The organism is Actinomadura gamaensis, assembly GCF_042652125.1.
GTDB classification, from domain to species: Bacteria; Actinomycetota; Actinomycetes; order Streptosporangiales; family Streptosporangiaceae; genus Spirillospora; species Spirillospora gamaensis.
The window spans coordinates 496260-518874 of record NZ_JBHSIT010000008.1 but is presented as its reverse complement, the minus strand read 5'-3'; the positions used below and the strand labels follow the sequence as shown (position 1 = coordinate 518874).

20 protein-coding genes are annotated in these 22615 nt (G+C 73.1%); 8 read left to right on the top strand and 12 right to left on the bottom strand.

Translation table 11 applies throughout. The features are described from left to right. The first annotated feature begins 28 nt into the window (after positions 1–28). Entirely contained in the window at positions 29–1645 is a 1617-nt protein-coding gene (locus ACFPCY_RS28105) for an FAD-dependent oxidoreductase (RefSeq protein ID WP_378259848.1), read from the top strand. On the opposite strand, the gene ACFPCY_RS28100 is transcribed toward ACFPCY_RS28105, so the two are convergent. Further along, positions 1642–2169 (bottom strand): PadR family transcriptional regulator, encoded by a 528-nt coding sequence (locus ACFPCY_RS28100; RefSeq protein WP_378259846.1) that lies wholly within the window; start codon positions 2167–2169, stop codon positions 1642–1644. The genes ACFPCY_RS28105 and ACFPCY_RS28100 overlap by 4 nt on opposite strands. A 78-nt stretch (positions 2170–2247) precedes the next feature. Here ACFPCY_RS28100 and ACFPCY_RS28095 point away from each other — a divergent pair, with 78 nt between their 5' ends. Beyond that, on the top strand, positions 2248–3249 hold the full coding sequence (locus ACFPCY_RS28095) for an alpha/beta hydrolase (RefSeq protein ID WP_378259845.1): 1002 nt from the start codon (positions 2248–2250) through the stop codon (positions 3247–3249). 17 nt (positions 3250–3266) lie between these two features. Here ACFPCY_RS28095 and ACFPCY_RS28090 read toward each other — a convergent pair whose 3' ends face one another. Continuing rightward, positions 3267–3608, bottom strand: coding sequence for an MmcQ/YjbR family DNA-binding protein (locus ACFPCY_RS28090; protein WP_378259844.1), 342 nt, complete (start codon positions 3606–3608; stop codon positions 3267–3269). Between the two features lie 54 nt (positions 3609–3662). On the opposite strand from ACFPCY_RS28090, the gene ACFPCY_RS28085 reads away from it, so the two are divergent. Next, positions 3663–4235: a TetR/AcrR family transcriptional regulator gene (locus ACFPCY_RS28085; RefSeq protein ID WP_378259843.1), complete on the top strand. Its 573-nt coding sequence runs from the start codon at positions 3663–3665 to the stop codon at positions 4233–4235. 80 nt (positions 4236–4315) lie between these two features. Continuing rightward, a complete protein-coding gene (locus tag ACFPCY_RS28080) occupies positions 4316–5557 on the top strand; it encodes a Cmx/CmrA family chloramphenicol efflux MFS transporter (protein ID WP_378259842.1) in 1242 nt (413 codons plus the stop codon). Positions 5558–5803: 246 nt separating this feature from the next. Here ACFPCY_RS28080 and ACFPCY_RS28075 read toward each other — a convergent pair whose 3' ends face one another. From ACFPCY_RS28075 to ACFPCY_RS28060, 4 genes are all read right to left on the bottom strand, one after another. Further along, positions 5804–7861 carry a M6 family metalloprotease domain-containing protein gene (locus ACFPCY_RS28075; protein ID WP_378259841.1) on the bottom strand — a complete coding sequence of 686 codons (2058 nt, stop codon included), beginning with the start codon at positions 7859–7861 and terminating at the stop codon, positions 5804–5806. A gap of 125 nt (positions 7862–7986) precedes the next feature. Further along, positions 7987–8469, bottom strand: coding sequence for a ribonuclease E activity regulator RraA (rraA, locus tag ACFPCY_RS28070; protein ID WP_378259840.1), 483 nt, complete (start codon positions 8467–8469; stop codon positions 7987–7989). Positions 8470–8479: 10 nt separating this feature from the next. Continuing rightward, the gene (locus ACFPCY_RS28065) at positions 8480–9376 is read right to left on the bottom strand and encodes a hypothetical protein (RefSeq protein ID WP_378259839.1); all 897 of its coding nucleotides are present in this window, start codon (positions 9374–9376) and stop codon (positions 8480–8482) included. Between the two features lie 91 nt (positions 9377–9467). Beyond that, on the bottom strand, positions 9468–9932 hold the full coding sequence (locus tag ACFPCY_RS28060) for an Lrp/AsnC family transcriptional regulator (protein ID WP_378259838.1): 465 nt from the start codon (positions 9930–9932) through the stop codon (positions 9468–9470). A gap of 182 nt (positions 9933–10114) precedes the next feature. Here ACFPCY_RS28060 and rocD point away from each other — a divergent pair, with 182 nt between their 5' ends. Next, positions 10115–11308: an ornithine--oxo-acid transaminase gene (gene rocD / locus ACFPCY_RS28055; RefSeq protein WP_378259837.1), complete on the top strand. Its 1194-nt coding sequence runs from the start codon at positions 10115–10117 to the stop codon at positions 11306–11308. A gap of 412 nt (positions 11309–11720) precedes the next feature. Here the strand turns inward: rocD and ACFPCY_RS28050 are convergent, their stop codons facing one another. Together ACFPCY_RS28050 and ACFPCY_RS28045 are read right to left on the bottom strand one after the other, a co-directional pair. Further along, entirely contained in the window at positions 11721–12764 is a 1044-nt protein-coding gene (locus ACFPCY_RS28050) for an MATE family efflux transporter (RefSeq protein ID WP_378259836.1), read from the bottom strand. Positions 12765–12778: 14 nt separating this feature from the next. Beyond that, positions 12779–13813, bottom strand: coding sequence for a glycosyltransferase family 4 protein (locus tag ACFPCY_RS28045; RefSeq protein WP_378259835.1), 1035 nt, complete (start codon positions 13811–13813; stop codon positions 12779–12781). 324 nt (positions 13814–14137) lie between these two features. Here ACFPCY_RS28045 and ACFPCY_RS28040 point away from each other — a divergent pair, with 324 nt between their 5' ends. Both ACFPCY_RS28040 and ACFPCY_RS28035 read left to right on the top strand, forming a co-directional pair. Then, the gene (locus tag ACFPCY_RS28040; RefSeq protein ID WP_378259834.1) at positions 14138–14869 is read left to right on the top strand and encodes a PadR family transcriptional regulator; all 732 of its coding nucleotides are present in this window, start codon (positions 14138–14140) and stop codon (positions 14867–14869) included. Further along, entirely contained in the window at positions 14866–16482 is a 1617-nt protein-coding gene (locus ACFPCY_RS28035) for a DHA2 family efflux MFS transporter permease subunit (protein WP_378259833.1), read from the top strand. Before ACFPCY_RS28040 ends, ACFPCY_RS28035 begins: the two co-directional genes overlap by 4 nt. Positions 16483–16666: 184 nt before the next feature. On the opposite strand, the gene ACFPCY_RS28030 is transcribed toward ACFPCY_RS28035, so the two are convergent. The 4 genes from ACFPCY_RS28030 to ACFPCY_RS28015 form a co-directional block, all read right to left on the bottom strand. Continuing rightward, positions 16667–17203, bottom strand: coding sequence for a flavin reductase family protein (locus ACFPCY_RS28030; RefSeq protein WP_378259832.1), 537 nt, complete (start codon positions 17201–17203; stop codon positions 16667–16669). Between the two features lie 13 nt (positions 17204–17216). Further along, positions 17217–17708, bottom strand: a complete 492-nt coding sequence (locus ACFPCY_RS28025) for a DUF6113 family protein (protein WP_378259831.1) — start codon at positions 17706–17708, stop codon at positions 17217–17219. A 25-nt stretch (positions 17709–17733) separates the two neighbouring features. Then, a complete protein-coding gene (gene mshB / locus ACFPCY_RS28020; RefSeq protein WP_378259830.1) occupies positions 17734–18624 on the bottom strand; it encodes an N-acetyl-1-D-myo-inositol-2-amino-2-deoxy-alpha-D-glucopyranoside deacetylase in 891 nt (296 codons plus the stop codon). Positions 18625–18777: 153 nt separating this feature from the next. Continuing rightward, positions 18778–20286 carry a serine/threonine-protein kinase gene (locus ACFPCY_RS28015; protein ID WP_378259829.1) on the bottom strand — a complete coding sequence of 503 codons (1509 nt, stop codon included), beginning with the start codon at positions 20284–20286 and terminating at the stop codon, positions 18778–18780. Between the two features lie 187 nt (positions 20287–20473). On the opposite strand from ACFPCY_RS28015, the gene ACFPCY_RS28010 reads away from it, so the two are divergent. Then, positions 20474–22555, top strand: coding sequence for a S9 family peptidase (locus ACFPCY_RS28010; protein ID WP_378259828.1), 2082 nt, complete (start codon positions 20474–20476; stop codon positions 22553–22555). Positions 22556–22615 lie beyond the last annotated feature (60 nt).

Genomic DNA, 22615 nt, shown 5'->3' with positions numbered 1-22615 from the left:
GGATACACCGTAGCCATAAGGAGTCGCCATGATCGTGGTCGCCGGAGCCGGGACGGTCGGGCTGTCCGCCGCGCTCTTCCTCGCCCACCACGGGGCCGAAGTCCTGGTCGTCGAGCGCCGCGAGGGTCCCGACGTGCACCCGCGCGCCACCGGCGTCGGCGCGCGGACGATGGAGTTCTTCCGCGAGGTCGGCATCGAGGACGCCGTGAACGCCGCCGCCATCCCGATGACGAGGGGCCTCGGCAAGGTCGACGCGCCGACGCTCGCGGCGGCCGACCTCCATGCGCCCGACCTGCAGACGGCCGAGTCGGAGGTAGCCGAGTCGGAGGTAGCCGAGCGGAAGGCGGCCGAGCGGAAGGCGGCCGAGCGGAAGGCGGCCGAGCGGGAGACGCTCGCCGATGCCGCGCCGCCGCGGGCCCTCCGGATGGCGGAGCGGTTCGGCGCGTTCTCCCCCGCCGCGTTGCGCGGCACCTGCCCGCAGAACCGCCTGGACGAAGTCCTCTTGCGGGCCGCGCTGGATCGCGGCGTCAAGGTCGCCTACTCGACGACCCTGACCTCCTTCACGCAGGACGCGTCCGGCGTCACCACCGTCCTGACCTCGGACGACGCCGGTCCGGACGGCTCCGTCGAGCAGCGGGCCGACTACCTGATCGCCGCGGACGGGGCGCGCAGCGGCATCCGCGAGGCGCTCGGCATCGGGACGTCCGGTCCGGGCGCGCTCGGCGAGCCGCTGATGAACATCCTGTTCGAGGCCGATCTCACGCCGTACACGCGCGGCAACTCCTTCGTGGCCTGCGGGACGGACGCCGGGCTGCTCGTCACGATCGACGGCCGCCGCACGTGGGTGCTGCACGTCCCGCGCGAGGACGGCATGTCCGACGAGCGCTGCCGCGAGCTGGTCCGTGCCGCCGTCGGCGATCCCGGTCTCGACGTGCGGGTGGTCGGCGCGCAGCCCTGGCGCGTGCGCGGGCAGCTCGCGGACCGGTTCCGCGACGGCCGGGTGTTCCTGGTCGGGGACGCGGCCCACACCGTCCCGCCGCTGGGCGCGTTCGGCATGAACACCGGCGTCGCCGACGCGCACAATCTCGCCTGGAAGCTGGCCGCCGTGCTGGACGGCGCCGCCGGGCCGGGCCTGCTCGACAGCTACGAGGCGGAGCGCCGTCCCGTGGCCGCGCTCGCGCTGGAGCAGTCGCTAATCCGCCTGACCGATCCCCGGCTGCACTGGGGCACGGGTCCCGAGGCGGTCGCCGCCCGCGAGGCCGCCGGGGCCGTCAATGCCCCGATCGTCGTGCTCGGCTACCGGTACGACTCGTCCGCGATCATCGGCGCGCGGGCCGAGCTGCCGTCCACCGAGGACGTCGTGCTCGACGGCTCGCCCGGTTCGCGCGTCCCGCACCAGTGGGTCGAGGACGGCGTCTCGACGCTCGACCTCGTCCGGTCCCGCTTCACGGTCTTCACGAACGCCGAGCTCTGGGCGAAAGCCGCGAAAAACGCCGATCTCCCCTGCCACCTCATCGAGGCCGGCTGGCTTCCCGAGAACGGCATGGTGCTCGTCCGCCCGGACGGTTTCGTCGCCTTCCGCAGCTCGGACGCGTCGTCCACCGACCTGCGCGAGGTGATGCGCCGGCTCCTCGCCGCGAACTAAGCCTCCTGCTGGGAATCGAGCAACGAACTCCAGTAGGCGACGTACGAGCGTTCATGCGTGATGCCCAGGTCGAGGAGGCGCTTCCTGGCCACGTCGTCCGGGGATAGGGACTCGCGCAGAGCCTCGTACCGGGCCAGCCATTTCCGGTGTTCGGCCAGCTGCGCCTCGGCCAGGGCGGTCAGGTTCTCCGGGGCTCCGAGATCGGCGAAGAACAGCTTGACCTGGGACGGGTCGCGCGTCTCGGCCGGACCGGCGTCCGGGTCGGCGAGCCACTCGTGCAGGGCTGCGCGGCCCCGGTCGGTCAGGTGGAAGACGCGGCGCCGGCGTCCGGACTCCTCCTGCTCCTCGCGCAGGAGGCCGCGCTCGGCCAGGCGGGCGGGGATCCGGTAGAGCTGCGCGTGCGGGATGGGCCAGAAGTAGTCGACGCTCTCCTCGACCCTCGCCTTGAGCTCGTACGGCGTCATCGGACCGTGCCGCTCGATCAGGCCGAGGACGACGTGTTCCTGCGGACTGCTCTCGCCCATCGCACTTCCCTCCCATTGACACCGTCTCAATGAGAGCATAGCGTGCTCCCATCGAGACCGTATCAATGAGAGGATCGCATGGACGTCCATCCCGAACTCGCCGACGTGCTCGCCGAACTCCCCGAGCGCATCGACGCGACCCGCGACATCCAGGCCGCGCGCGACGGCTTCAAGGCACTCATGGCTCCCCGCATGGGGCCGGACGCCCGCGTGACGGTCGAGCATCGCGTCGCCGCCGGCATCGACATCCAGGTCGTCCGTCCGGTGGGGGCTCAGGGAACGCTTCCCGGCGTCCTGTACGTGCACGGTGGTTCGTTCAGCTTCGGCGAGCTGGACGGCCCCAGCCCCATGGCGCGGGACGTGTGCGCGACGGCGGGCGCGGTCGTCGTCAACGTCCACTACCGGCTCGCCCCGGAGCATCCGTTCCCGGCCGGATTCGAAGACTGCTACGCGGTGCTCTGCTGGCTGGCCGAGCACGCGGACGACCTGGGCGTCGATCCGGACCGCATCGCGGTCGCGGGCGCCTCGGCGGGCGGATGCCTGTGCGCCGCCCTCTGCCTCGCCGCCCGCGATCGCGGCGGGCCGCGCATCGCGTTCCAGACGCTGCTGATCCCCTGCCTGGACGACCGGTGCGACACCGCCTCCATGCGCGCGATCACCGATCGGCGGGTCACCAACGGCACGCTGGTCGCCCGGATGTGGGACGCCTACCTCGGGACGGACCGGGACCGCGGCCCGGTGTCGCCCTACGCCGCACCCGCCCGCGCCGACGACCTCTCCGGCCTGCCCGCCGCATACGTCCTGACCTGCGGAGCCGACCCGCTACGCGATGAGGGGCTCGACTACGCGCGGCGGCTCGCGGAGGCCGGGATTCCCGTGACGGTGAAGGACGTCCCGGGCGCGTGGCACCTGTTCGAGGCGTTCGCTCCGGATTCGTCCCTCGCCCGCGAGACCACCGCCCACTGGCTCGCCGCCCTCCGCGAAGCCCTCCACGACACCCCGCGCGACGTCTCGCGCGACGTCTCGCGCGACGCCCTCCGGGACGCTCCTCGCCACGTCCCCGGCGAAGCGCTCAGTTAGCGCGACGGACGGGCCGTTCACAGGCCCAGGTGGGCGGCGGCGACGCGCTTGGGGACGACCATGCGCCAGGCGTCGATGACGAGTTCGCGCATCTCGTCCGGTTCCAGCGCGGCGGTCAGCGACTCCACCCAGTTGAAGCGCTGGTCGGACACGCTGGGCATCAGGAACTTGGCCGGGTCGGACGCGATGAGGCCCTCGCGCTCCTCCTTGGGGAACGCGAAGCCCATCATGGTCTCGTCGCGGGAGAAGGCCACGTAGACGATCGCGCCGACCCGGAACTTCACGCGGTCCCGGATCAGGTGCTCCGAGGTCCTCGGGAGGGGCAGGGCCACGCGTCGGACGTCCTCAACCGTCACCATGGCACCAGTATGACGTTATGGAATTTCGGTTCCAAAACGTGCTAGCGTCACCGCATGGCACGACCGAGGACGTTCGACGAGGCCCGCGCGGTCGAGGCCGCCGCGGACGCGTTCCGCAGGACGGGTTACGAGGGCACCTCCACCGACGCGCTCTGCGCCGCGACGGGCCTGCGCCGCAGCAGCATCTACAACGCCTTCACCAGCAAGCACGACCTGTTCATGCGCGCGCTGCGGCAGTACGTCGAGACGGCGACCGGACGGATCGTCGAGCTGATGGAGGACGAGGCGCCCCTCCGGGAGAAGGTCCGCGAGCTGCTCGACCGGATCGTCCGGGAGGAGTGCGAGGACGGGCTCGGCTGCCTGGTGGTCAACACGAGCATCGAGCTCGCGCCCCGGGACGCCGAGGTCGCGATGCTGCTGGAGCGCGACTACCGGCGGCGGTTCGAGGCCGTCCGAGCGGCGTGCGCGCGGGCCGTCCGCGACGGTGAGATCTCGGCGGAGCGGTCTCCGGAGGCGCTCGCCCACTTCGTCCTGTCGCAGGTCAGCGGCATACGGGTCGCGGCCCGGTACGGAGCGGCGCGCGCCGAGATGGAGAGCGTGGCGGCGATCGCCGTAGCCGCACTGTAAGCCGCCCCACCCCGTGAGAACGCAGGGGGCCACGCACGGCTCGATTTTGGAATCTGAAATACAGAATGAGGTGGTGCGCGATGCCGGTGGCCGTGTGGGTGCTGGGATTCGCGATCTTCGCGCAGGGCACGTCGGAGTTCCTGCTGGCCGGGCTGCTGGAGGCGATGGCGAGGGACCTGCACGTGTCCGTCCCGACCGCCGGACTGCTCATCTCGGCCTACGCGGTCGGGATGGTGGTCGGCGCGCCGGTGCTCGCGATGGCCACCTTGCGGTGGCCCCGGCGTAAGGCGTTGCTGCTGTTCCTGGTCATCTTCGCGGCGGCGCACGTCGTCGGCGCGCTGACGCCGGGGTACGGCGTCCTGTTCGCGTCGCGGCTGGTCGGCGCCATCGCCTGCGCCGGCTTCTTCGGCGTCGCGGCGGTGACGGCCGTGGACCTGGTGCCGGTCGAGGTCCGGGCGCGCGCGCTGGCCGTCGTCATCGGCGGCATCACGGTCGCGACCGTCCTCGGGGTTCCGGCGGGGACGTTCATCGGGCAGTACCTCGGGTGGCGCGCGGCGTTCTGGGCGGTCGCGGGGCTGACCGTCCCGGCGATCGCGGGCGTGGCCCTCACCCTCCCCCGCCGGTCTCGCCCCGCACCGGACGCACGTGCCGGAACCCCGCAGCCGGCGATGCGCGAGCAGGTCAGGGACGAGTTGCGCTCGATGAGGCGCCCCGCCCTCTGGGTCGCGTACGGGACGACCGCGCTGTCGTTCAGCTCGATGATGGCGACCTTCGGATACCTCGGTCCGCTGCTCACCGGCCCCGGCGGGCTCGGCGACCGCTGGGTGCCGGCGGTGCTGGCGCTGTTCGGCGTCGGGTCGCTGGCCGGGATCGCGATCGGCGGACGGGTCGCGGACGCCCACCCGTTCGGGACGCTGTACGCGGGGCTCGGCGGCGTCGTGGCGGCCTCGGCCGGGATCGCGCTGACCGCGCGGCATCCCGTGGCGGTGATCGTGCTGGTCTTCCTGATGGGCGTCGCGGGAATGGCCACGAACCCGGCCGTCAACGTGCGGGTGCACGCGACGGCGGGCCCCGCGCGGACGCTCGCGGGAGCGTCGGTGACCTCGGCGTTCAACGTCGGGAACGCGCTCGCGCCCTGGCTGGGCGGGCTGGTCGTCAGCGCCGGGTTCGGGTACGCGTCCGTCCCGTGGGTCGGTGCCGTGATGGCCACGGGAGCGCTCGCGACCGTCGTGTGGGCGTCCCGGCTCGAACGCGCCCGGAAAGCGGCGTCGCCGCCGGTCCGGCGGAACCCGGAACCGGCGGCGACAGAGCGAGCGGCCTGAGCGGCCGCATAAGGACGACGGCCCGAGCGGACGGCCCGAACGGACGGCCCGAACGGACCGCCCGAACGGACCGCCCGAACGGACCGCCCGAACGGACCGCCCGAACGGACCGCCCGAACGGACCGCCCGAACGGACCGCCCGAACGGACCGCCCGAGCGGACCGCCCGAGCGGCGGGCTCGTGGCCGCCGCTCAGGCCGCACGGTCAGGCGTGGCAGGCGGAGGTGCCAGGCCGGGCAGGTGGGTGTCAGGCGTGGCAGGTGGAGGTGCTGGTCTTGGACGGGTCGGACTCGGACGCGGCGGTCAGCGAGATCCGCGCGTGCCGGTCCGCGCCCGCGCCCGGCTTGGCCCAGACCTCGACCTTCGTCGCGCGGCCGTTCTGCGCGGTGGCGAGGGAGTTGGGCAGCCAGGTCGTCCAGCCGCGGGCGGACGTGGCCGAGGTCAGGCGGTACACGTCGGACGCGGTGTAGCCGCTGCCGCCCTTGCCGGTGTTGCGCAGGACGACCGTGCAGCGCCGCCAGCCGTCCGACCCGGCGCGCGCGCCGCCCGGCGTGAGGCGGACGCCGCGGCTCTGCGGGCCCGCGCCGTCCAGCGAGCGGACCGCGACCGTGTAGGACAGGACGCCCTTCCGGTCGCGCTTGAGGTTCAGCACGTAGAAGTGCAGCCGGTTGGCCTGGTCGACGTACTCGTACTGGCTGCCCGAGCCGTTGCCCGCGTGGTACAGGGCGTCCGAGAGCTGCCGGTAGTCGCCGATGGTCATCTTCTGCGGCGTCCCGTCGGGCAGGACGAAGTCGACCTTGTTGATGTCCTCCGGGTGCGCGTCCTTGACCCAGATGAACGGCGCGCGGTCCTGGTCCTTGGTCTTGGCGAGCAGGACGCCCGAGTCGGTCGTGAACGAGTCGAAGCCCATCCGGTCGACGACCTCGACGGTGTAGTTGTCGTAGCCGCCGCCGTCGCACATCGGATCGGTGGACGTGTCGCACTTGGGGCTCTTGTCCCCGGCCGCGCCGAGCTTGACGTTGACGCCGGTGAGGCCGCGCGAGCCCGGCTGCACCTCGCGCGCGGTCACGTTCGCGACGACGAGCCCGCCGGACGCGAGCGTGTCCCGGTCGACCTGGAGGACGTTCTTCGGGTCCACCATGTTCAGCTTCATCTTGTTGCGGAGCATGTGCTCCGCGCCCATGGACGCGCCCGCCGTCGCCGGGATCAGCCACCGGCTGTGCGGGCCGCCGGGCCCGTTGAAGCTGCCGCGGCTCAGCATCTCCCACGGCCCGGAGTAGTCGCGGCGCGCGGGGATCGAGTACGGGTTGTTGTAGTTGTCGCCGATCCCGAGGATGTGGCTGAACTCGTGCGCGAACACCGCCATCCCGGACGACTCGGCCTGGATGGAGTTACCGGGGATCGCGTTCGGCCACAGGTTCGCGCCCGCCTTCCACGACGTCCAGGGGACGTACCGGGTCTTCACCCAGTTCGGCAGGTTCGGGTCGGGCGAGCCCCACTCCCGGGGCACGTCCTCCTTGGTCTGGAACTTCATCTGGCCGAACTCCTGCCACGTGGACGACTCGTCCTGGCCCGCAGACAGGAAGAACACCATGTCGTACTTCTTGGCGTTCTCCTCGCCGATGTCCTTGACCCAGGCGGCCGTGGCGTCCGCGCGCAGGTCGCGCCGGCAGGTGTCGCCCGCCGGGCAGCCGGTGCCGCCCTGGAAGTCGTCCACGCCGTACTCGTAGCTCTTGTGCGGCAGGCGGTAGGCGCCGAAGCCGGTCAGGTCCACCCCGTACCGGCCGCCGGAGTCCTCCATCCAGTACTCGTGGAGGGTGTGGCCGTGGTTGAGGGCCTGCGGCTTGTTGAGGAAGTCGCGGTAGAACTGCGCGACCTTCTCCCTCGGCACGTCGCCGACCGACGTCGGGTTGCCGTAGACGGTCGAGTTCTTCGGCCTGGTGATGACGAAGTCCTCGTCCGGGTAGTCGACCAGCACCACCGCGCCCTTGAACGTCTTCACCGACCCCTTGCGGTTCGGGTCGGCCCAGTTCACCCCCGGGACGGGCTTGTAGTCGTCCCAGGTCATCGTGTCGGGCAGCTCGTAGTTCTGCGGGTCGATCGGCTTCGGCGCGCCGGCCTTCAGCGCGCGCACCTGCGGCCCGCGCTGCCACGGCTGCGTCTGCGGCCAGTGCCGCATCTGCCACGGGTTCGGGGTCGGTTTCGGCGCTGTCGGCGAGGGCTGGGCGGCGGCCGGGAGGGCGGTCAGCCCGAGGGCCGCGAGCGCCAGCGCCGCGGGCACCAGGAGAATCTTGTTCGCGCGCATGGTTCCTCAAGTCTCGGGGGTCGCCTGAGACCGTACGGACCGGCGCGTTCCAAGATCAATGTCCTTTTCGGACGAACCCCGCCCCACAACCCTGGCAAGCCCCGCCCGTTTACGCCGCGCTCCTCTCAGGCGAGGAGGTCGCGGGTGGCGAGGACGATGCCGTCGGCGTCGCTGTAGAGCCAGTCGCCGGGCGCGAACCGGACGCCGCCGAACTCGACCGGGACGTCGAGCGCGCCCGCGCCGTCCTTGGCGGACTTGCGCGGGTTCGAGCCGAGCGCCTTGATCCCGAGGTCGAGGCCGCGCAGCGCGACCACGTCCCGGACGGCCCCGTTGATCACCACGCCGGACCAGCCGGCGGCCACCGCGGACGCGGCGATCATGTCGCCCATCAGCGCGGAGCCGAGCGAGCCGGCGCCGTCCACGACCAGCACGCGGCCCTCGCCGGGGCTCGCCAGCACCTTCTTGACCAGGCCGTTGTCGCGGAAGCAGCGGACGGTCGCGACCCGTCCGGCGAACGCCTCGCGCCCGCCGAAGTCGCGGAACTGGGTCTCGCAGGAACGCAGCTCGTCCCCGAAGTCGTCGATGAGGTCAGCGGTGGCGAAGTCCATGCCCGGCAGCTTACTGACCGGTAGCCGGGCGGCGGCGGGCGGCGGTGGCCACGCCCCACGCGGTCAGGCCCGCGAGGAGGACCAGGCCGGTCCCGACCACGGCCGCCTGCCAGGTCAGCGACAGGTCCGCCTTGGTCCCGACGCGGCTCGGGACCCAGTTCGGCGAGCGGACGAAGCGCACCGGGATGTGCTCGTCCCGGCCGGGGAAGTGCATGCGGAAGAACCGGTCGGGGCACCCCGTCACGTCGGTGGCCTGCCGGTTCCCCGGCGGTCCCCACGCGATCAGGCAGTGCTCCTTGACGTAGCGGCCCTTGCCCGTCTTGTACGCCTGCCCGAACTCGCCCTGGACCTCGGTGCCCCGGCTCTTCAGGTAGAGCGGCGTCGCCGCGCCACCGGCCCCGACCAGCACGAGGAGGATCGGCAGCAGCGCGAGCCACGCCTGGAAGTGGCCGCGTCCGGCGACGAAGCCGCACGTCAGGACGGTCAGGAAGAACGTCGCGACGCCGAACAGCACCAGCGCCCAGCCCGCCGTCATGATCCCCCCGAACATCGCCAGCGGGACGGCCACCAGTGCGATCGCCCAGATCAGCGCCCAGGCGAGGAGCACCCGGCCCGGCGTCAGGGGCGGTCTGCCGGGCAGTCCCTCCTCTTCGACCCGCTTGGCGAACTGCCGCTGGCGGCGTTTGACCTCGGCGGCGTTCGCCTCGTCCTCCGGACGCGGCGGGCGCGAACCCGTCTGCGTGTGCAGGGCGAGGACGCTCTCCACCAGGACCGCGCCCTCCGGCTCGGACGCCAGGTGCGTCAGCCCGAGCATGGGCCCGAAGCCGTACCGGACGAGCTTCGCGGTCTCCCTGTCGGTGAGCCTGCTCAGCGTCCTGCGCACCGACCGGGGGGTGGGCTGCGACATGCGGCGTCCGTCCTTCGCCGAGGGAGGGGTGATCGAAGATACGCCCCTCCCTCGCGCCCCCGCCACAGCGGCTTCGCCGCAGCGGCCGGTGTCAGGCCGGGGTGGTCGCTCCGGTGTCGGTGGGACGGCCGATCAGGCGGGACAGGACGATCGCGGTCTTGGTGGCGGTGATGTTCGGCTCCCGGCGGAGGCGTTCGAGGGCCTGTTCGAGGTGCTGGATGTCCTGCGCGCGGACGTGCACCAGCGCGCTCGCGTCACCGCTGATGGTGTAGGCGGCGACGACCTCGGGATGCTTGTGGACGCTGTCGTAGATGTCCTCCGGGGACGTCGCGCCGGTGCAGAACACCTCGATGAAGGCCTCGGTCGTCCAGCCGAGGGCGGCCGGGTCGACGACGGCGGCGAAACCGGTGATCACGCGCTCCGCGCGGAGCCGGTCCACCCGGCGCTTCACCGCGGGGGCGGAGAGCCCGACGCGGTCGCCGATCTGGGCGTACGAGGCGCGGCCGTTCTCCAAGAGCTGCGCAACGATTCGACGGTCCAAGTCGTCAAGACGCAACAAATATCTCCCCCCGAGAGCGCAATCGGCACTGTGTGATGGTAGATCCCGAACATACGCTGGTGCCTGGGCCCGCGCACCACGTTCGCGCGAGGTCCTCCCCCCATCCGGCACCGGCCGACGTCCGGTGTGGACCACGTTCCCGGCGACGGCGCCGGGCCGACACGGGTGAAGGAGTGTTCGTGACCCGATCCGAGCAGCTGCGGGCCTTGTCCGAGGAACACAGCGCGCACAACTACCACCCTCTCCCGATCGTCATCGCCGAGGCCGACGGCGCGTGGGTCACGGATGTGGAGGGCCGCCGCTACCTCGACATGCTGGCGGCCTACTCCGCGGTGAACTTCGGCCACCGCAACGCCCGCCTGACCGAGGCGGCCAAGCGCCAGCTCGACCAGGTCACGCTGGTCAGCCGGGCGTTCGACCACGACCAGTTCGGGCCGTTCGTCACCGAGCTCGCCGAGCTGTGCGGCAAGGACATGGTCCTGCCGATGAACAGCGGCGCCGAGGCGGTCGAGACGGCGCTGAAGACCGCGCGCAAGTGGGGCTACGAGGTGAAGGGCGTGCCGGCCGGGCGCGCCGAGATCATCACCTTCGAGGGCAACTTCCACGGCCGCACGACCACGATCGTCAGTTTCTCCACCGACGCCGACGCCAAGGACTCCTACGGCCCGTACACGCCGGGCTTCCGGACCGTCCCGTACGGGGACGTGGACGCGCTGAAGAGCGCCATGAACGCCAACACGGTCGGCGTGCTGATCGAGCCCATCCAGGGCGAGGCCGGCGTGAACGTGCCGCCGAGCGGGTTCCTGACGGCCGTCCGCGAGCTGTGCACCGAGCACGGCGCGCTGATGCTGGCGGACGAGATCCAGTCGGGCCTCGGCCGGACGGGCACGACGTTCGCGGTCGAGCACGAGGGCGTCGTCCCGGACGTGTACATCCTCGGCAAGGCCCTCGGCGGCGGCATCATGCCGGTGTCGGCGGTCGTCGCCGACCGGGACGTCCTCGGCGTGTTCAAGCCGGGGCAGCACGGCTCGACCTTCGGCGGCAACCCGCTGGCCTGCGCGATCGGCCGGGAGGTGATCGCGATGCTGAAGACCGGCGAGTTCCAGGAGCGGTCCCGCGAGCTGGGCGCGCACATGCACGAGCGGCTCGGCCGGCTGCCGTCCGACCTGGTCCGCGAGGTGCGCGGGCGCGGGCTGTGGGCCGGCATCGAGCTCGGCGGCCCGGCGCGTCCGGTCAGCGAGCGGCTGATGGAGCTCGGCGTCCTCGCCAAGGAGACGCACGAGACCACGATCCGCCTCGCCCCGCCGCTGGTGATCTCCCGCGAGGACCTCGACTGGGCGATCGACCAGCTGGAGATCGCCCTCAAGGGCTGACCGCGCCCTACACCGCAGATCTCGAGGCCGCCGCCGGACAACGACGTCCAGCGGCGGCCTCTCGCCATACCCTCGGGCCAGCACTCACCCGCGGCCTCTCCTCATACGCGCGGGCCGGCGCTCCCGCGCCCTCCTGTCATGCGCGCGGGCCGGCGCTCCGGCGTCTCGCCATGCGCGCGGCCCGGCGCTCCGGTGTCGCGTTACGCGCGCGGGTTGGTGCTCCGGTGTCGCCTTACGCACGCGGGCCGGTGCTCCGGTGTCGCCTTACGCACGCGGGCCGGTGCTCCGGTGTCGCCTTACGCACGCGGGCCGGTGCTCCGGTGTCGCCTTACGCACGCGGGTTGGTGCTCCGGTGTCGCCTTACGCACGCGGGTTGGCGCTCCGGTGTCGCCTTACGCACGCGGGTTGGTGCTCAGTTGCCGCGGAGCGCGAAGACCGCGAGGACGTCGTCCGGTTCCGCGACGCGCCGCACCAGCAGGACGGACGTGAAGGCGAAGTATCCGAGCGCGGCGAGCGCGGGCCCGGCGACCGCTCCGGGAGCGCCGGCCCACGCCGTCCCGGCTGCCGCGAGCGCGACGGCCGCGACCGCCGCCGAGATCCGCAGGGCGGCCGACCCCCGGACGTCCTGGAAAGCGCGCAGAGCCTCGGACGGCCCGACCGCGGCCCCCGCCAACGCCCTGTCGGCGGCCACGAGTCCGATCAGCGGAACGACCGCGCTCCAGGCCGTCCCGAGAAGGAGGCGCCCGGCGGACGCCGGAAGCGCGGCGAGCCCGGCTCCCGCGACGAGCCCGGCCAGGGCGAGCGTGAGCGACACCAGCGCCGCGCCGCGTCCCCGCCGATGCGGCGCGACCCGGGAAAGTTCGCCGCCCGCCGCCGTCCTGCCGACACCGATCAGCGCGTCCACCGGTCCGAACAGCGCCCGGACGGTCCAGACCGCCGCCACGGCCCGCGGCCCGGCCAGCGCGCCGACCGCGATCAGCAGCGCGTACTCCGACGCGGCGACCAGCGAGCGCGTCACGGCGTCCCGTTCCCGCCCTTGCGAGCCGGGCGCCGGACGCGGGACCCCGGAGCGCCGGAGGCGGCGGCGCGGGCCGCGCACGGCGGCGATCGCCACACCCGCCAGGACGGCCGCGCCGATCGTCCACTCGGCGATCACGCCCGGCAGCTCGCGGACGAGGTGAACGCCCGCGCCCAGCGTCAACCCCCAGCCGAGATCGCACAGGAGGGTGACCGCGGCGGAGACCCGGCGCGCGCCGGCGTCCCGGAAAATTCCGGCCGCCAGGAGGTAGTGGCCGTAGAGGAGCGCGAACGCGCCCAGTTGGGCGCTGGACAGCCAGTGCGCGAACAGCACCGTCAACCCCAGTTGGGCCGCGCACGCGGTGCCGTGCTCGACGAGCGCCCGGCCGAGGAGGCCGTCCGGGGGCCGGGCCGAGCCGTCGTCCCGTGCGTCCCTCACGCCGGACGAGGCGTTCACCGGGCGAGTTCGCGGAAGACGGCGAGGTGCAGGCGGGCGGCGCGGTCCCAGGTGAACGTCGCGGCGCGGGCGAGGCCCCGCGTGCGGAGCCGCGCGGCGCAGGACGCGTCGTCCAGGATCTCGGCGAGCGCGCGGGCCAGGCCGTCGGCGGTCAGCTCCGGCAGGACGCGCGCCGCTCCCCCGGCGACCTCGGGCAGCGCGCCGCGCTCGGAGATCAGGACCGGCGTGCCGCAGGCCATCGCCTCGACGATCGGCATGCCGAAGCCCTCGTGCTCGGACGGCAGGGCCAGCACGGACGCGGCGCGCAGCAGCGGCGCGACCAGCCCGCCGGGCACCGCGCCGAGCATCCGGACGTGCGGGTAGCGCGCGACCGACCGCACGACGTGCTCGTCCCCCGCGCACGGGACGCCCGCGAGCACCAGCGGCACCCGCAACCGCGCGGTCGCCTCGGCGAGCATCGGGACGTTCCGGCGCGGCGCGAGCCCGCCGAGGAACAGCACGAACGGGTCGGGAAGCCGGAACGAGGCCAGCACTTCGCCGTCGCCTATGGAACTGGTGTGGAAGCGCGCGGCGTCCACGCCGTGCGGGATGACGTAGAGCCGCTTGGCCGGGACGTCGAAACGCTCGCGGATCTCGTGCGCGGAGAACTCGGAGACCGTCACGATCGCGTCCGCCACCGAAAGCGTGCTGCTCACCCGGCGGTACCAGAGCCGCTCCCAGAGGCTCTGCCGCATCCCCGCCGGACGCCGCGGAGGCAGTCCGTGGATCGTCGCGACCATCGGCACCCGCGCGCGCACGAGAGCGCCCGTGTCGTCCGGGTAGTGGAGCAGGTCGAACTTCTTGCGCTTGGGCCAGACGAAGCCGTCCGCCACGGCGTACGCCACCGGACGCACCGGACCGAGCGCTCCGCGCGGAACCAGCATCCCCGCCTGGACGCCCATGGGCCGCAGCCGTTCGTACAGGGCCCGGGCATAGGTGGTGTTGCCGCCGACGTGGCGCTCCAGCGCCTTCCCAGAAACCCCGACCCGCATAGTGTCCGGACGCTATAGACGCCGGACGGGCCCGCCGCGTGCGGCTCGCGAGCCGTTGGCCTGTCTTGGACCACCGTTGGCGACCTTGTTCCCGTCCCAACGATCACCGTTTCCGTCCGGACGATCACCGTTCCCGTCCGGTCCCGTCCGGTCGGTCACCGCCCGCCGCGCGCCGCCGGACGCTGCCGGACGCCGCCGAGCACCGCCGGACGCCGCTTGCAGGTGAGACGACCGTCACGTCCCCGGAGCGCCGGAATCTCGCTGACAGACCTGTCATAGCGGATTAATCTAAGTGGACTAATCCACATCAACCAAAGAACGCTGATGTCCAGAAACCTGACCCCCCTCGCGCTGACCGTGCTGCGCATGCTGTGCGACGGCCCGATGCATCCGTACGAGATGCAGCAGCGCATCCGGTGGCACGCCTACGACCACGCGGTCAAGGTGACGCACGGGTCGCTCTACCACACCGTCGACCGGCTGGCCTCGTCCGGCCTGATCGAGCCGGTGGAGACCAACCGCGAGGGCCGCCGGCCCGAGCGGACGGTCTACGCGGTGACGCCGTCCGGCCGGGACGCGGCGTGCGACCGGCTGGCCGACCTGCTGGCCGCGCCCGCCGAGGAGTTCCCGCTGTTCGGCGCCGCGCTGGCGTTCGTGGGCCTGCTGCCGGAGGACGAGGTCGCCCGGCACCTGCGCAGCCGCGTGGTGGTGCTGGAGGCGCTGGTCGCCGGACACCAGGCGTCGTTCGAGTCGCTGCGCAAGCGTGGCCTGGACCGTCACAAGCTGCTCGATCTGGAGCTCGGCCTCGTGCAGAAGCGCGCGGAGCTCGACTACACCCAGTCCCTGGTGGACGACCTCGAAGCGGGCCGCCTCACGTTCACCGACTCCGAGGGCTCGCCCTGCTCGCAGCGGCACCCCTACGAGCGGCACCCCTACGAGCGGTACGCCGGCGAGCGGGACACCACCGAGCGACAGACCGGCGAGCGACACACGTACAAGCGACACACCGACGAGAACGCGCCCGGCCACGGGGCGCGCACTGAGGAGAATCCATGACCAAGTGGCGCGGGAACCCCTGGGCGGTGCTGCTGACGCTCTCCCTCGGGTTCTTCATGACGCTGCTCGACCTGACGATCGTCAACGTCGCGATCCCGAGCATGATCGACAAGCTGCACGCCTCGCTGGACGAGGTGCTGTGGATCACCAACGCCTACATCCTGGTGCTGGCCGTCCTGCTCATCACCGCGGGCCGCCTCGGTGACCTGTGGGGCAAGAAGAACCTGTTCATCGCCGGGGTCGTGCTGTTCACCCTGGCGAGCCTGGCGTGCGGGATCGCGCAGGACCCGACGCAGCTGATCGCCGCCCGCGCGGTGCAGGGGCTCGGCGCGGCGCTGCTGATGCCGCAGACCATGTCGATCATCATCGCGACGTTCCCGCCGGAGAAGCGCGGCGCGGCGCTCGGCGTGTGGGGCGCGGTGGCGGGCGTCTCCACGATCGCCGGCCCGACCGTCGGCGGACTGCTGGTGACCAGCTTCGACTGGCGGTGGATCTTCTTCGTCAACCTGCCGATCGGGATCATCGTGCTCGCGATGGCGGTGCCGATCCTGCCGGGGCACACCCCGGGCGTGCGGCACAAGTTCGACGTGCTCGGCGTCTCCATCGCGACCGTCGCGCTGTTCTGCCTGGTGTTCGCGCTGACCGAGGGCCAGAAGTACGACTGGGGCGCCGGGATCTGGGCGCTGATCGGCGCCGCGGCGGTGCTGTTCGTGGTCTTCCTCGTGCAGCAGCGCTCCCGGCAGGACGGCGAGCCGCTGGTGCCGTTCGCGCTGTTCCGCGACCGCAACTTCGCGATCCTGTGCTTCGTCGGCGCGGCCGTCTCGGTCGGCATGGTCGGCATGTTCCTGCCGATGAACATCTACCTCCAGTCGGTGCTCGGGTTCAGCGCGCTGAAGGCCGGCCTCGTGATGGCGCCGTCCTCGGTGGTGTCGATGTTCCTCGCGCCCGTCGCGGGCAAGCTCACCGACAAGATCGGTGGACGGTTCATCCTGATGGGCGGGCTGCTGCTGTACGGCGCCGGCATGCTGTGGATGCTCGCCGTCGCGGGCACCGACACCTCCTGGACGGCCTTCCTCGGCCCGCTCGTGGTGTCCGGCATCGGCGTCGGCGGCGTGTTCGCGCCGATGGCGACCGAGGCGACCCGGAACGTTCCGCCGCGCCTGGCCGGGGCCGCGTCCGGCGTGAACAACACCATCCGGCAGGTCGGCTCGGTGCTGGGCTCGGCGGCGGTCGGCGCGATCCTGCAGAACCAGCTCGCCTCGTCCCTGAAGGAGCAGGCGGTCACCCGCGCGCAGGGCCTGCCGCAGCCGTACCACGACAAGTTCGTGGCGGGCTTCTCGCAGGCGGCGAAGGGCGGCATCGAGGTCGGCGCGTCCCAGCACAGCGCGGGCCAGAAGCTGCCGCCCGGCACCCCGCAGAACGTGGCGCACCAGATCCAGGTCCTGTCGGGCCAGGTGTTCAGCCACGGCTTCGTGCACGCGATGAAGCCCACGATGATCATGCCCGTGGTCGTCGTGATGGTCGGCGCGCTCGCCTGCCTCGGCGTCAAGCGCTACCGGGCGGCGACTCCGGCCGACGCCCCGTCGCCGGAGCCCGCGCCCGCGGCGCACTGATCCGCTCGCGTTGAGCCGCTGAACGGCGAAGCCCGGCACGACACCCCGTCGTGCCGGGCTTCTTCACGCCGGGCTTCTCCACGCCGGGCTCGGTTGTGCCGGGCGTCCGCGTGCCGGGCTCCGTTGTGCCGGGCGTCCGCGTGCCGGGCGTCCGCGTGCCGAGCTTGGTCGGTCCAGGTGGATGTCAGGGACCGGCGATGCGCCGGTAGCGGCCGTCGTGGAAGATCAGCGGCTCGCCCTCGGGGTTCGGGACGTCGAGGGCCAGCACCTCGCCGACCACGATGCTGTGGTCGCCCGCCTCGTGGACGGCGTGGGTGCGGCACTCCACGACCGCCAGCGCGTCCGACAGGACCGGGACGCCGGTCGCGGGGCCGCGGTGCACGCGGTACCGGTCGAGCTGCCCGGCGAGGCGGCGGCCGGGCGTCGCCAGGTGCTCGGACGCCGCGCGCAGCTCCTCCGGGAGGACGCAGACCGCCCAGATCCCGGTGGCGAGGACGGTGTCGTGGAAGCGGGCCGTCCGGTCGGCGCAGAACATCACCAGCAGCGGGTCGAGGGACACCGAGGTGAACGCGTTGACCGTCATCGCGTGGTCGACGCCGTCCGCGACGGTGGTCACGACCGCCACGCCCGTGGCGAACCGCCCGACGACCTGGCGGAACAGGCGGGTGTCGGGCGCGGCGGCGAGGGCGCGGGCTTCGGGGCAGGGGGGCTCGGTGCTCACAACGCCCCTCACACTACCCGCGGGTATCGCCACCGCCTCCGGTGAGCCACTGTCCGGTGAGCCACTCCCCCGGCGACCGGCGGGACGGCACGACGGCGATCGCGAGCAGGGCGGCGACCATCCCGCCGATGATGTAGACGTAGCCCGCGGTGCTGCCCGGCACCACCAGGTCGCCCTCCGCCTGCTTGGACGACATGACGAAGGTCACGATCATCCAGGTCGCGGCCGGGACCACGGCCCCGAGCTTGCCGCCCATGCCGAAGCCCGCGCCGAACACCAGCCCGAACAGCAGCACGCACAGGCCGATCGCGGGCAGCGGCAGCGAGGCGACCGACCAGTCCTGGCAGAACGCGCCGACCAGCCCGAACACGAAGCCGAGCACGGCGAGCACCCCGTAGGCCAGCCCGGAGACCAGCGTGTACAGCCCGGGGGAAGGCGGGGTGGCCGGAGCGGGCGGCGGGGCGGGGTCGCCCGTCCTCAGCGTGGTGGCGTCGTCCTCGTTCACGCCGACAGCCTAGCCAGGGACGGGGTCAGGAGAGCCCGGCGAACAGGTCGGTCTCCCGACCGCCCGCCGCCGACGGCCCGCGCTCGCCTTCCAGCAGCACGAAGTACTCGGTGCCGAACGCCTGCTGGCCGAGGTTGTTCGACAGCGCGAAGAACGGCCCGGTCTCCTCGGGCGCGACCGTGATCTGGGTGCGGTGGGCGCGCAGCGCGGCGAGCTTGCGCGGCAGGTGGGAGCGGGCGTCCACGACCGTGGTGATCAGGTCGTCCGGGACGCCGGAGCCGAGCTCGTCGAGGGTGGCGACGCGCGGGAACGGCAGCCGCGCCTCCCGCATCACCGCGATCGCGCGGACCAGGACGGTGCGCGGCGTCGCGTAGGCGTACAGCTTGGCGACCCGCCACGGCTCGCGGCCCTCGCCGGTGAAGGACGGGTCGGCGGCCAGGCCGAACGCGCGGCGGGTGACGCGGTGCGCCTGGATGTGGTCGGGGTGCCCGTAGTTGCCGCGGTCGTCGTAGCTGACCACCACCTGCGGACGGACCTCGCGGACGATCTCGGCGAGCGCGCCGGCCGCCTCGTCGAGGTCGGCGCGCCAGAAGCAGCGCGGGTCGTCGTTGGTGGGCGCGCCCATCATGCCCGAGTCGCGCCAGCGTCCCGGGCCGCCGAGGAACCGGTGGTCGGCGACGCCGAGCGCCGCGCAGGCGGCGGCGAGCTCGCCGATGCGGAACTCGCCGAGCCGGTCCTCCTTGTCGGCGGCGAGGTGGCGCAGCTCGTCCGGGATGACCTCGCCCTCCTCGCCCAGCGTGCAGGTGACGAGCGTGACGTGGGCGCCCGCGGCCGCGTACTTGGCCATGGTCGCCCCGGTCCCGATGGACTCGTCATCGGGATGGGCGTGCACGAACAGGATGCGCGGCTCCTTCATGACCATTGAGCCTACTAACGCGTGGGACCGTTCTCGGCTGTCACCCTTCCCCGCGCGTGCGCGAAACGTCACGCTCCGGACGTGACCGTCGTCACGTCCGGAGCGTGCGGCGTCCGCGGGCCCGGAGCCGGGAGCCGACCGAGTTCGGGCGGGTCAGCCGCTGCCGTTGCCCTTGCCGCCGCCACCGCCACCGCCGCCGGCCCCGCCACCGCCGCCACCGGCGCCGCCGCCGGACGGGGGCGGCGAGGACGGGCTGTGCCCGGTCGGGGTGTGGGACGGCGTGTGCGACGGGGTGTGGGTCGGCGTGTCCGTGGGCGAGCTGGGCTCGGTCGGGCTGTTGCTCTCGGTCGGCGTGGTCGTGCGGTGCTTCCTGGTGGGAGTGTCGGTCGGGGTGTCCGACGGCGAGTTGTCGTCGGTGTTGCTCTCCGACGGGCTCTCCGACACCGAGCTCGTCTGGTCGCTCGGCGTGTTGCCGTGGTTCTTGCCGCCGCCCATGTTCGCGACCGCGATGCCGACGACGGCCGCGAGCACCAGGACGGCCACGACCGCCGCGATGATCGGGCCCTTGGAGCGCTTCTCCGGCTCCCAGTCGCCGCGCCGCGCGGGTCCGCCGCCGCGGTAGGCGTCCTCGTACCCGGCGACGGGCGGCAGGGTCGCGCCGCCGCCGCCCATGTTCTGGGTCTGCCCGTAGCCCTGGTCGTAGCCGGTCTGGTCGTACGCCCCGGCGGGGGCCATCCGGGTCGCCGCGGCACCCGCGGCGGCGCCGCCCGCCGCGGCCGCCGCTCCACCGGCCAGCAGCGCGGTGGCCTGCGCCGGGTCGTCCAGCGCGGTCGCGCCGGGGACGCCGCTCGTCCCGCCCGGGCCGCCGCTGCCGATCAGCGCCATCATGAGCTGCTGGGCGGTCGGCCGCCGGGCCGGCTCCTTGACCAGGCAGGCGGCGATCAGGTTGTGCAGTTCGGGCGGCAGGCCCTCCAGCGACGGCGGCTCGTTCATCACCCGGTTGATCACCGCGACGACGGTGTCGTCGCCGAACGGCGGGCGCCCGGTCGCGGCGAACACCATGGTCGAGCCCCACGCCCAGACGTCCACGGCCTCGGTCAGGCGCTGCCCGGCGACCTGCTCGGGGGCCATGTAGGACGGGGTGCCGATCGCCTTGGTGGCGTTGGTCTGGCCCGCGTCCAGGGCGCGCGCGATGCCGAAGTCGATCACGCGCGGGCCGTCCGGGGCCATGATCACGTTGTGCGGCTTGAAGTCGCGGTGCACGATGCCCGCCTGGTGGATCGCCACCAGCGCGGTCGCGGTGCCGATGGCGAGCCGCTCCAGCGCCGCGCCGGTGATCGGCCCCTGCTCGCTGACCTGGCGGTACAGCGACGGGCCGGGCACGTACTCGCTGGCGATCCACGGCTGGTCGCCCGCGACGTCGGCCTCCAGCACCTGCGCGGTGCAGAACCGGGCCACCTGCATGGCCGCCTGGGACTCCCGGACGAACCGGTGGCGGGCCTGGTCGTCGGCGGCGAGGTCGGCGCGCAGCAGCTTGATCGCCGCGTGCGCGCCGGTGGGGTCCACGCCGAGGTAGACGACGCCCTGACCGCCCTCTCCGAGACGTTCGGTCAGTTCGTAGGACCCCAGCCGCCGGGGATCTCCCGGCTGCAAGTCCGGCATGGAACAACTCCTTCGGCGGGCGACACTGGCGACGCTTCGGCGCTGGGCGAGGTATGAGCTTACGCGAGCAGGCGTCCGCCCACGGCGCGTTCACCCTGCGGGACCATACCCACTTAAAAGCCGCAAAGCAGTGCAGCGGACGGGCTCCCGCCCGGAACGGTCGGGAGCGGCTGGCAGACTTCCCACCATGAGCATCAGCTATCCGCGGCAGACCGCCCGCACCCGCCGGTTCACCCTCGGCGTCCCCCGCGCCTTCCAGATCGCGCCCGACGGGTCCCGGGTGGCGTTCCTGCGCACCAAGGCGGGCGACGATCCGGTCACGTGCCTGTGGACGCTGGACCCGCGGACCGGCGCGGAGACGCTGGTCGCCGACCCCGCCGCGCTGTCGGTCGCGGGCGAGGCGAACCTGCCCGCCGAGGAGCGCGCCCGGCGCGAGCGGGCCCGGGAGGGCGCGGGCGGCATCGTCGGCTTCGCCACCGACTCGGCCGTCCGCCAGGCCGTGTTCACCCTGGGCGGGCAGCTCTTCCTCGCCGACCTCGCGTCCGGGGAGATCCGCGAGCTGCCGGCGCGGACGCCCGTGTTCGACCCGCGCCTCGACCCGGCCGGACGCCGCGTCGCCTACGTGTCCGGCCGCACCCTGCGCGTGATCGGCGTGGACGGCTCGGACGACCACTCCCTGATCACGCCCGAGAGCGAGCAGATCTCCTACGGCCTGGCCGAGTTCATCGCCGCCGAGGAGATGCAGCGCATGCGCGGCCACTGGTGGTCACCGGACGGCTCGACCCTGCTCGCCGCGCGGGTGGACGAGACGCCCGTCCAGCGCTGGACGATCGCCGACCCCGCCAACCCGGACCGGCCGGCCACCGAGATCGCCTACCCCGCCGCCGGGACGCCGAACGCCATCGTGTCGCTCGTCCTGCTGCGCGCCGACACCGACGGCCGCGCCTCGGTCTCCTGGGACCGCGGCCAGTACCCGTACCTGACCGCCGCGTCCTGGGACGCGCGCGGCCCGATGATCGTCGTCCAGACCCGCGACCAGCGCGCCCAGCGCGTGCTCGCGGTGGACCCGCTGAACGGCGAGACCACGCTGCTGCACACCGGCCACGACCCGGTGTGGACCGAGATCGTCCCCGGCGTCCCGGCGCGCACCGGCTCCGGCGACCTCGTCTGGACCGTCGAGGACCACCAGGCCGACACCCGCCGCCTCACGATCGGCGGCGAGCCGGTCACCCCGCCCGGCATCCAGGTCCGCTCCGTGCTGGGCGTCGAGGGCGGCGCGGTGCTGTTCACCGCGTCCACCGAGCCGACCGAGGTGCACGTCCACCGGTACGCCGACGGCGCGGTGACGCAGCTCACCTCCGGCCAGGGCGTCTACTCGGCCGTCTCCTCCGGCGATGTGACCGTGATCTCCGGCTCGCGGCTGGACGCCCTCGGCGCCGTCGCCGAGGTCCGCGGCCCGGACGGCACCGTCGCGATCGAGTCCCGCGCCGAGACCCCGGTGATCACGCCCCGGGTCGAGCTGCTGCGCGCCGGGGAGCGCGAGGTCCGCACGGCCGTCCTGCTGCCCACCGGCTGGACGCCGGAGCAGGGCCGCCTGCCCGTCCTGATGGACCCCTACGGCGGCCCGCACGCGCAGCGCGTCCTGGCCGTCCAGCGGGCCTACTGCGAGCCGCAGTGGCTCGCCGACCAGGGCTTCGCCGTGGTGATCGCGGACGGCCGGGGCACTCCCGGCCGCGGCGTCGCCTGGGAGCGGGCCGTCCGCGGCGACTTCGTCACGCCCGTCCTGGAGGACCAGATCGCCGCCCTGGAGGAGGCCGCCCGCCGCCACCCGGCCGCGCTCGACCTCGACCGGGTCGCGGTGCGCGGCTGGTCCTTCGGCGGCTGGCTCGCCGCCCTGGCCGTCCTCGCCCGCCCGGACGTCTTCCACGCCGCCGTCGCCGGGGCGCCGGTCACCGACTGGGCGCTCTACGACACCCACTACACCGAGCGCTACCTCGGCCTGCCCGAGGAGGAGCCGGAGTCCTACGCGGCCAACTCCCTCATCGAGCTGGCCGACAAGCTCACCCGCCCGCTCCTGCTCATCCACGGCCTCGCCGACGACAACGTGGTGGCCGCGCACACCCTGCGCCTCTCCTCGGCCCTGCTGGCCGCCGGACGCCCCCACACCGTCCTGCCCCTGTCGGGGGTCACCCACATGACCCCGCAGGAGATCGTCGCCGAGAACCTGCTCCTGCTCCAGGTCGACTGGCTGAAGAAGTCCCTGGCCTGACCACCGGGCCGGGTGGCCGGGGCCTGGCGGCCCCGGCCACCCGGCGTCCGGCGACGCGCC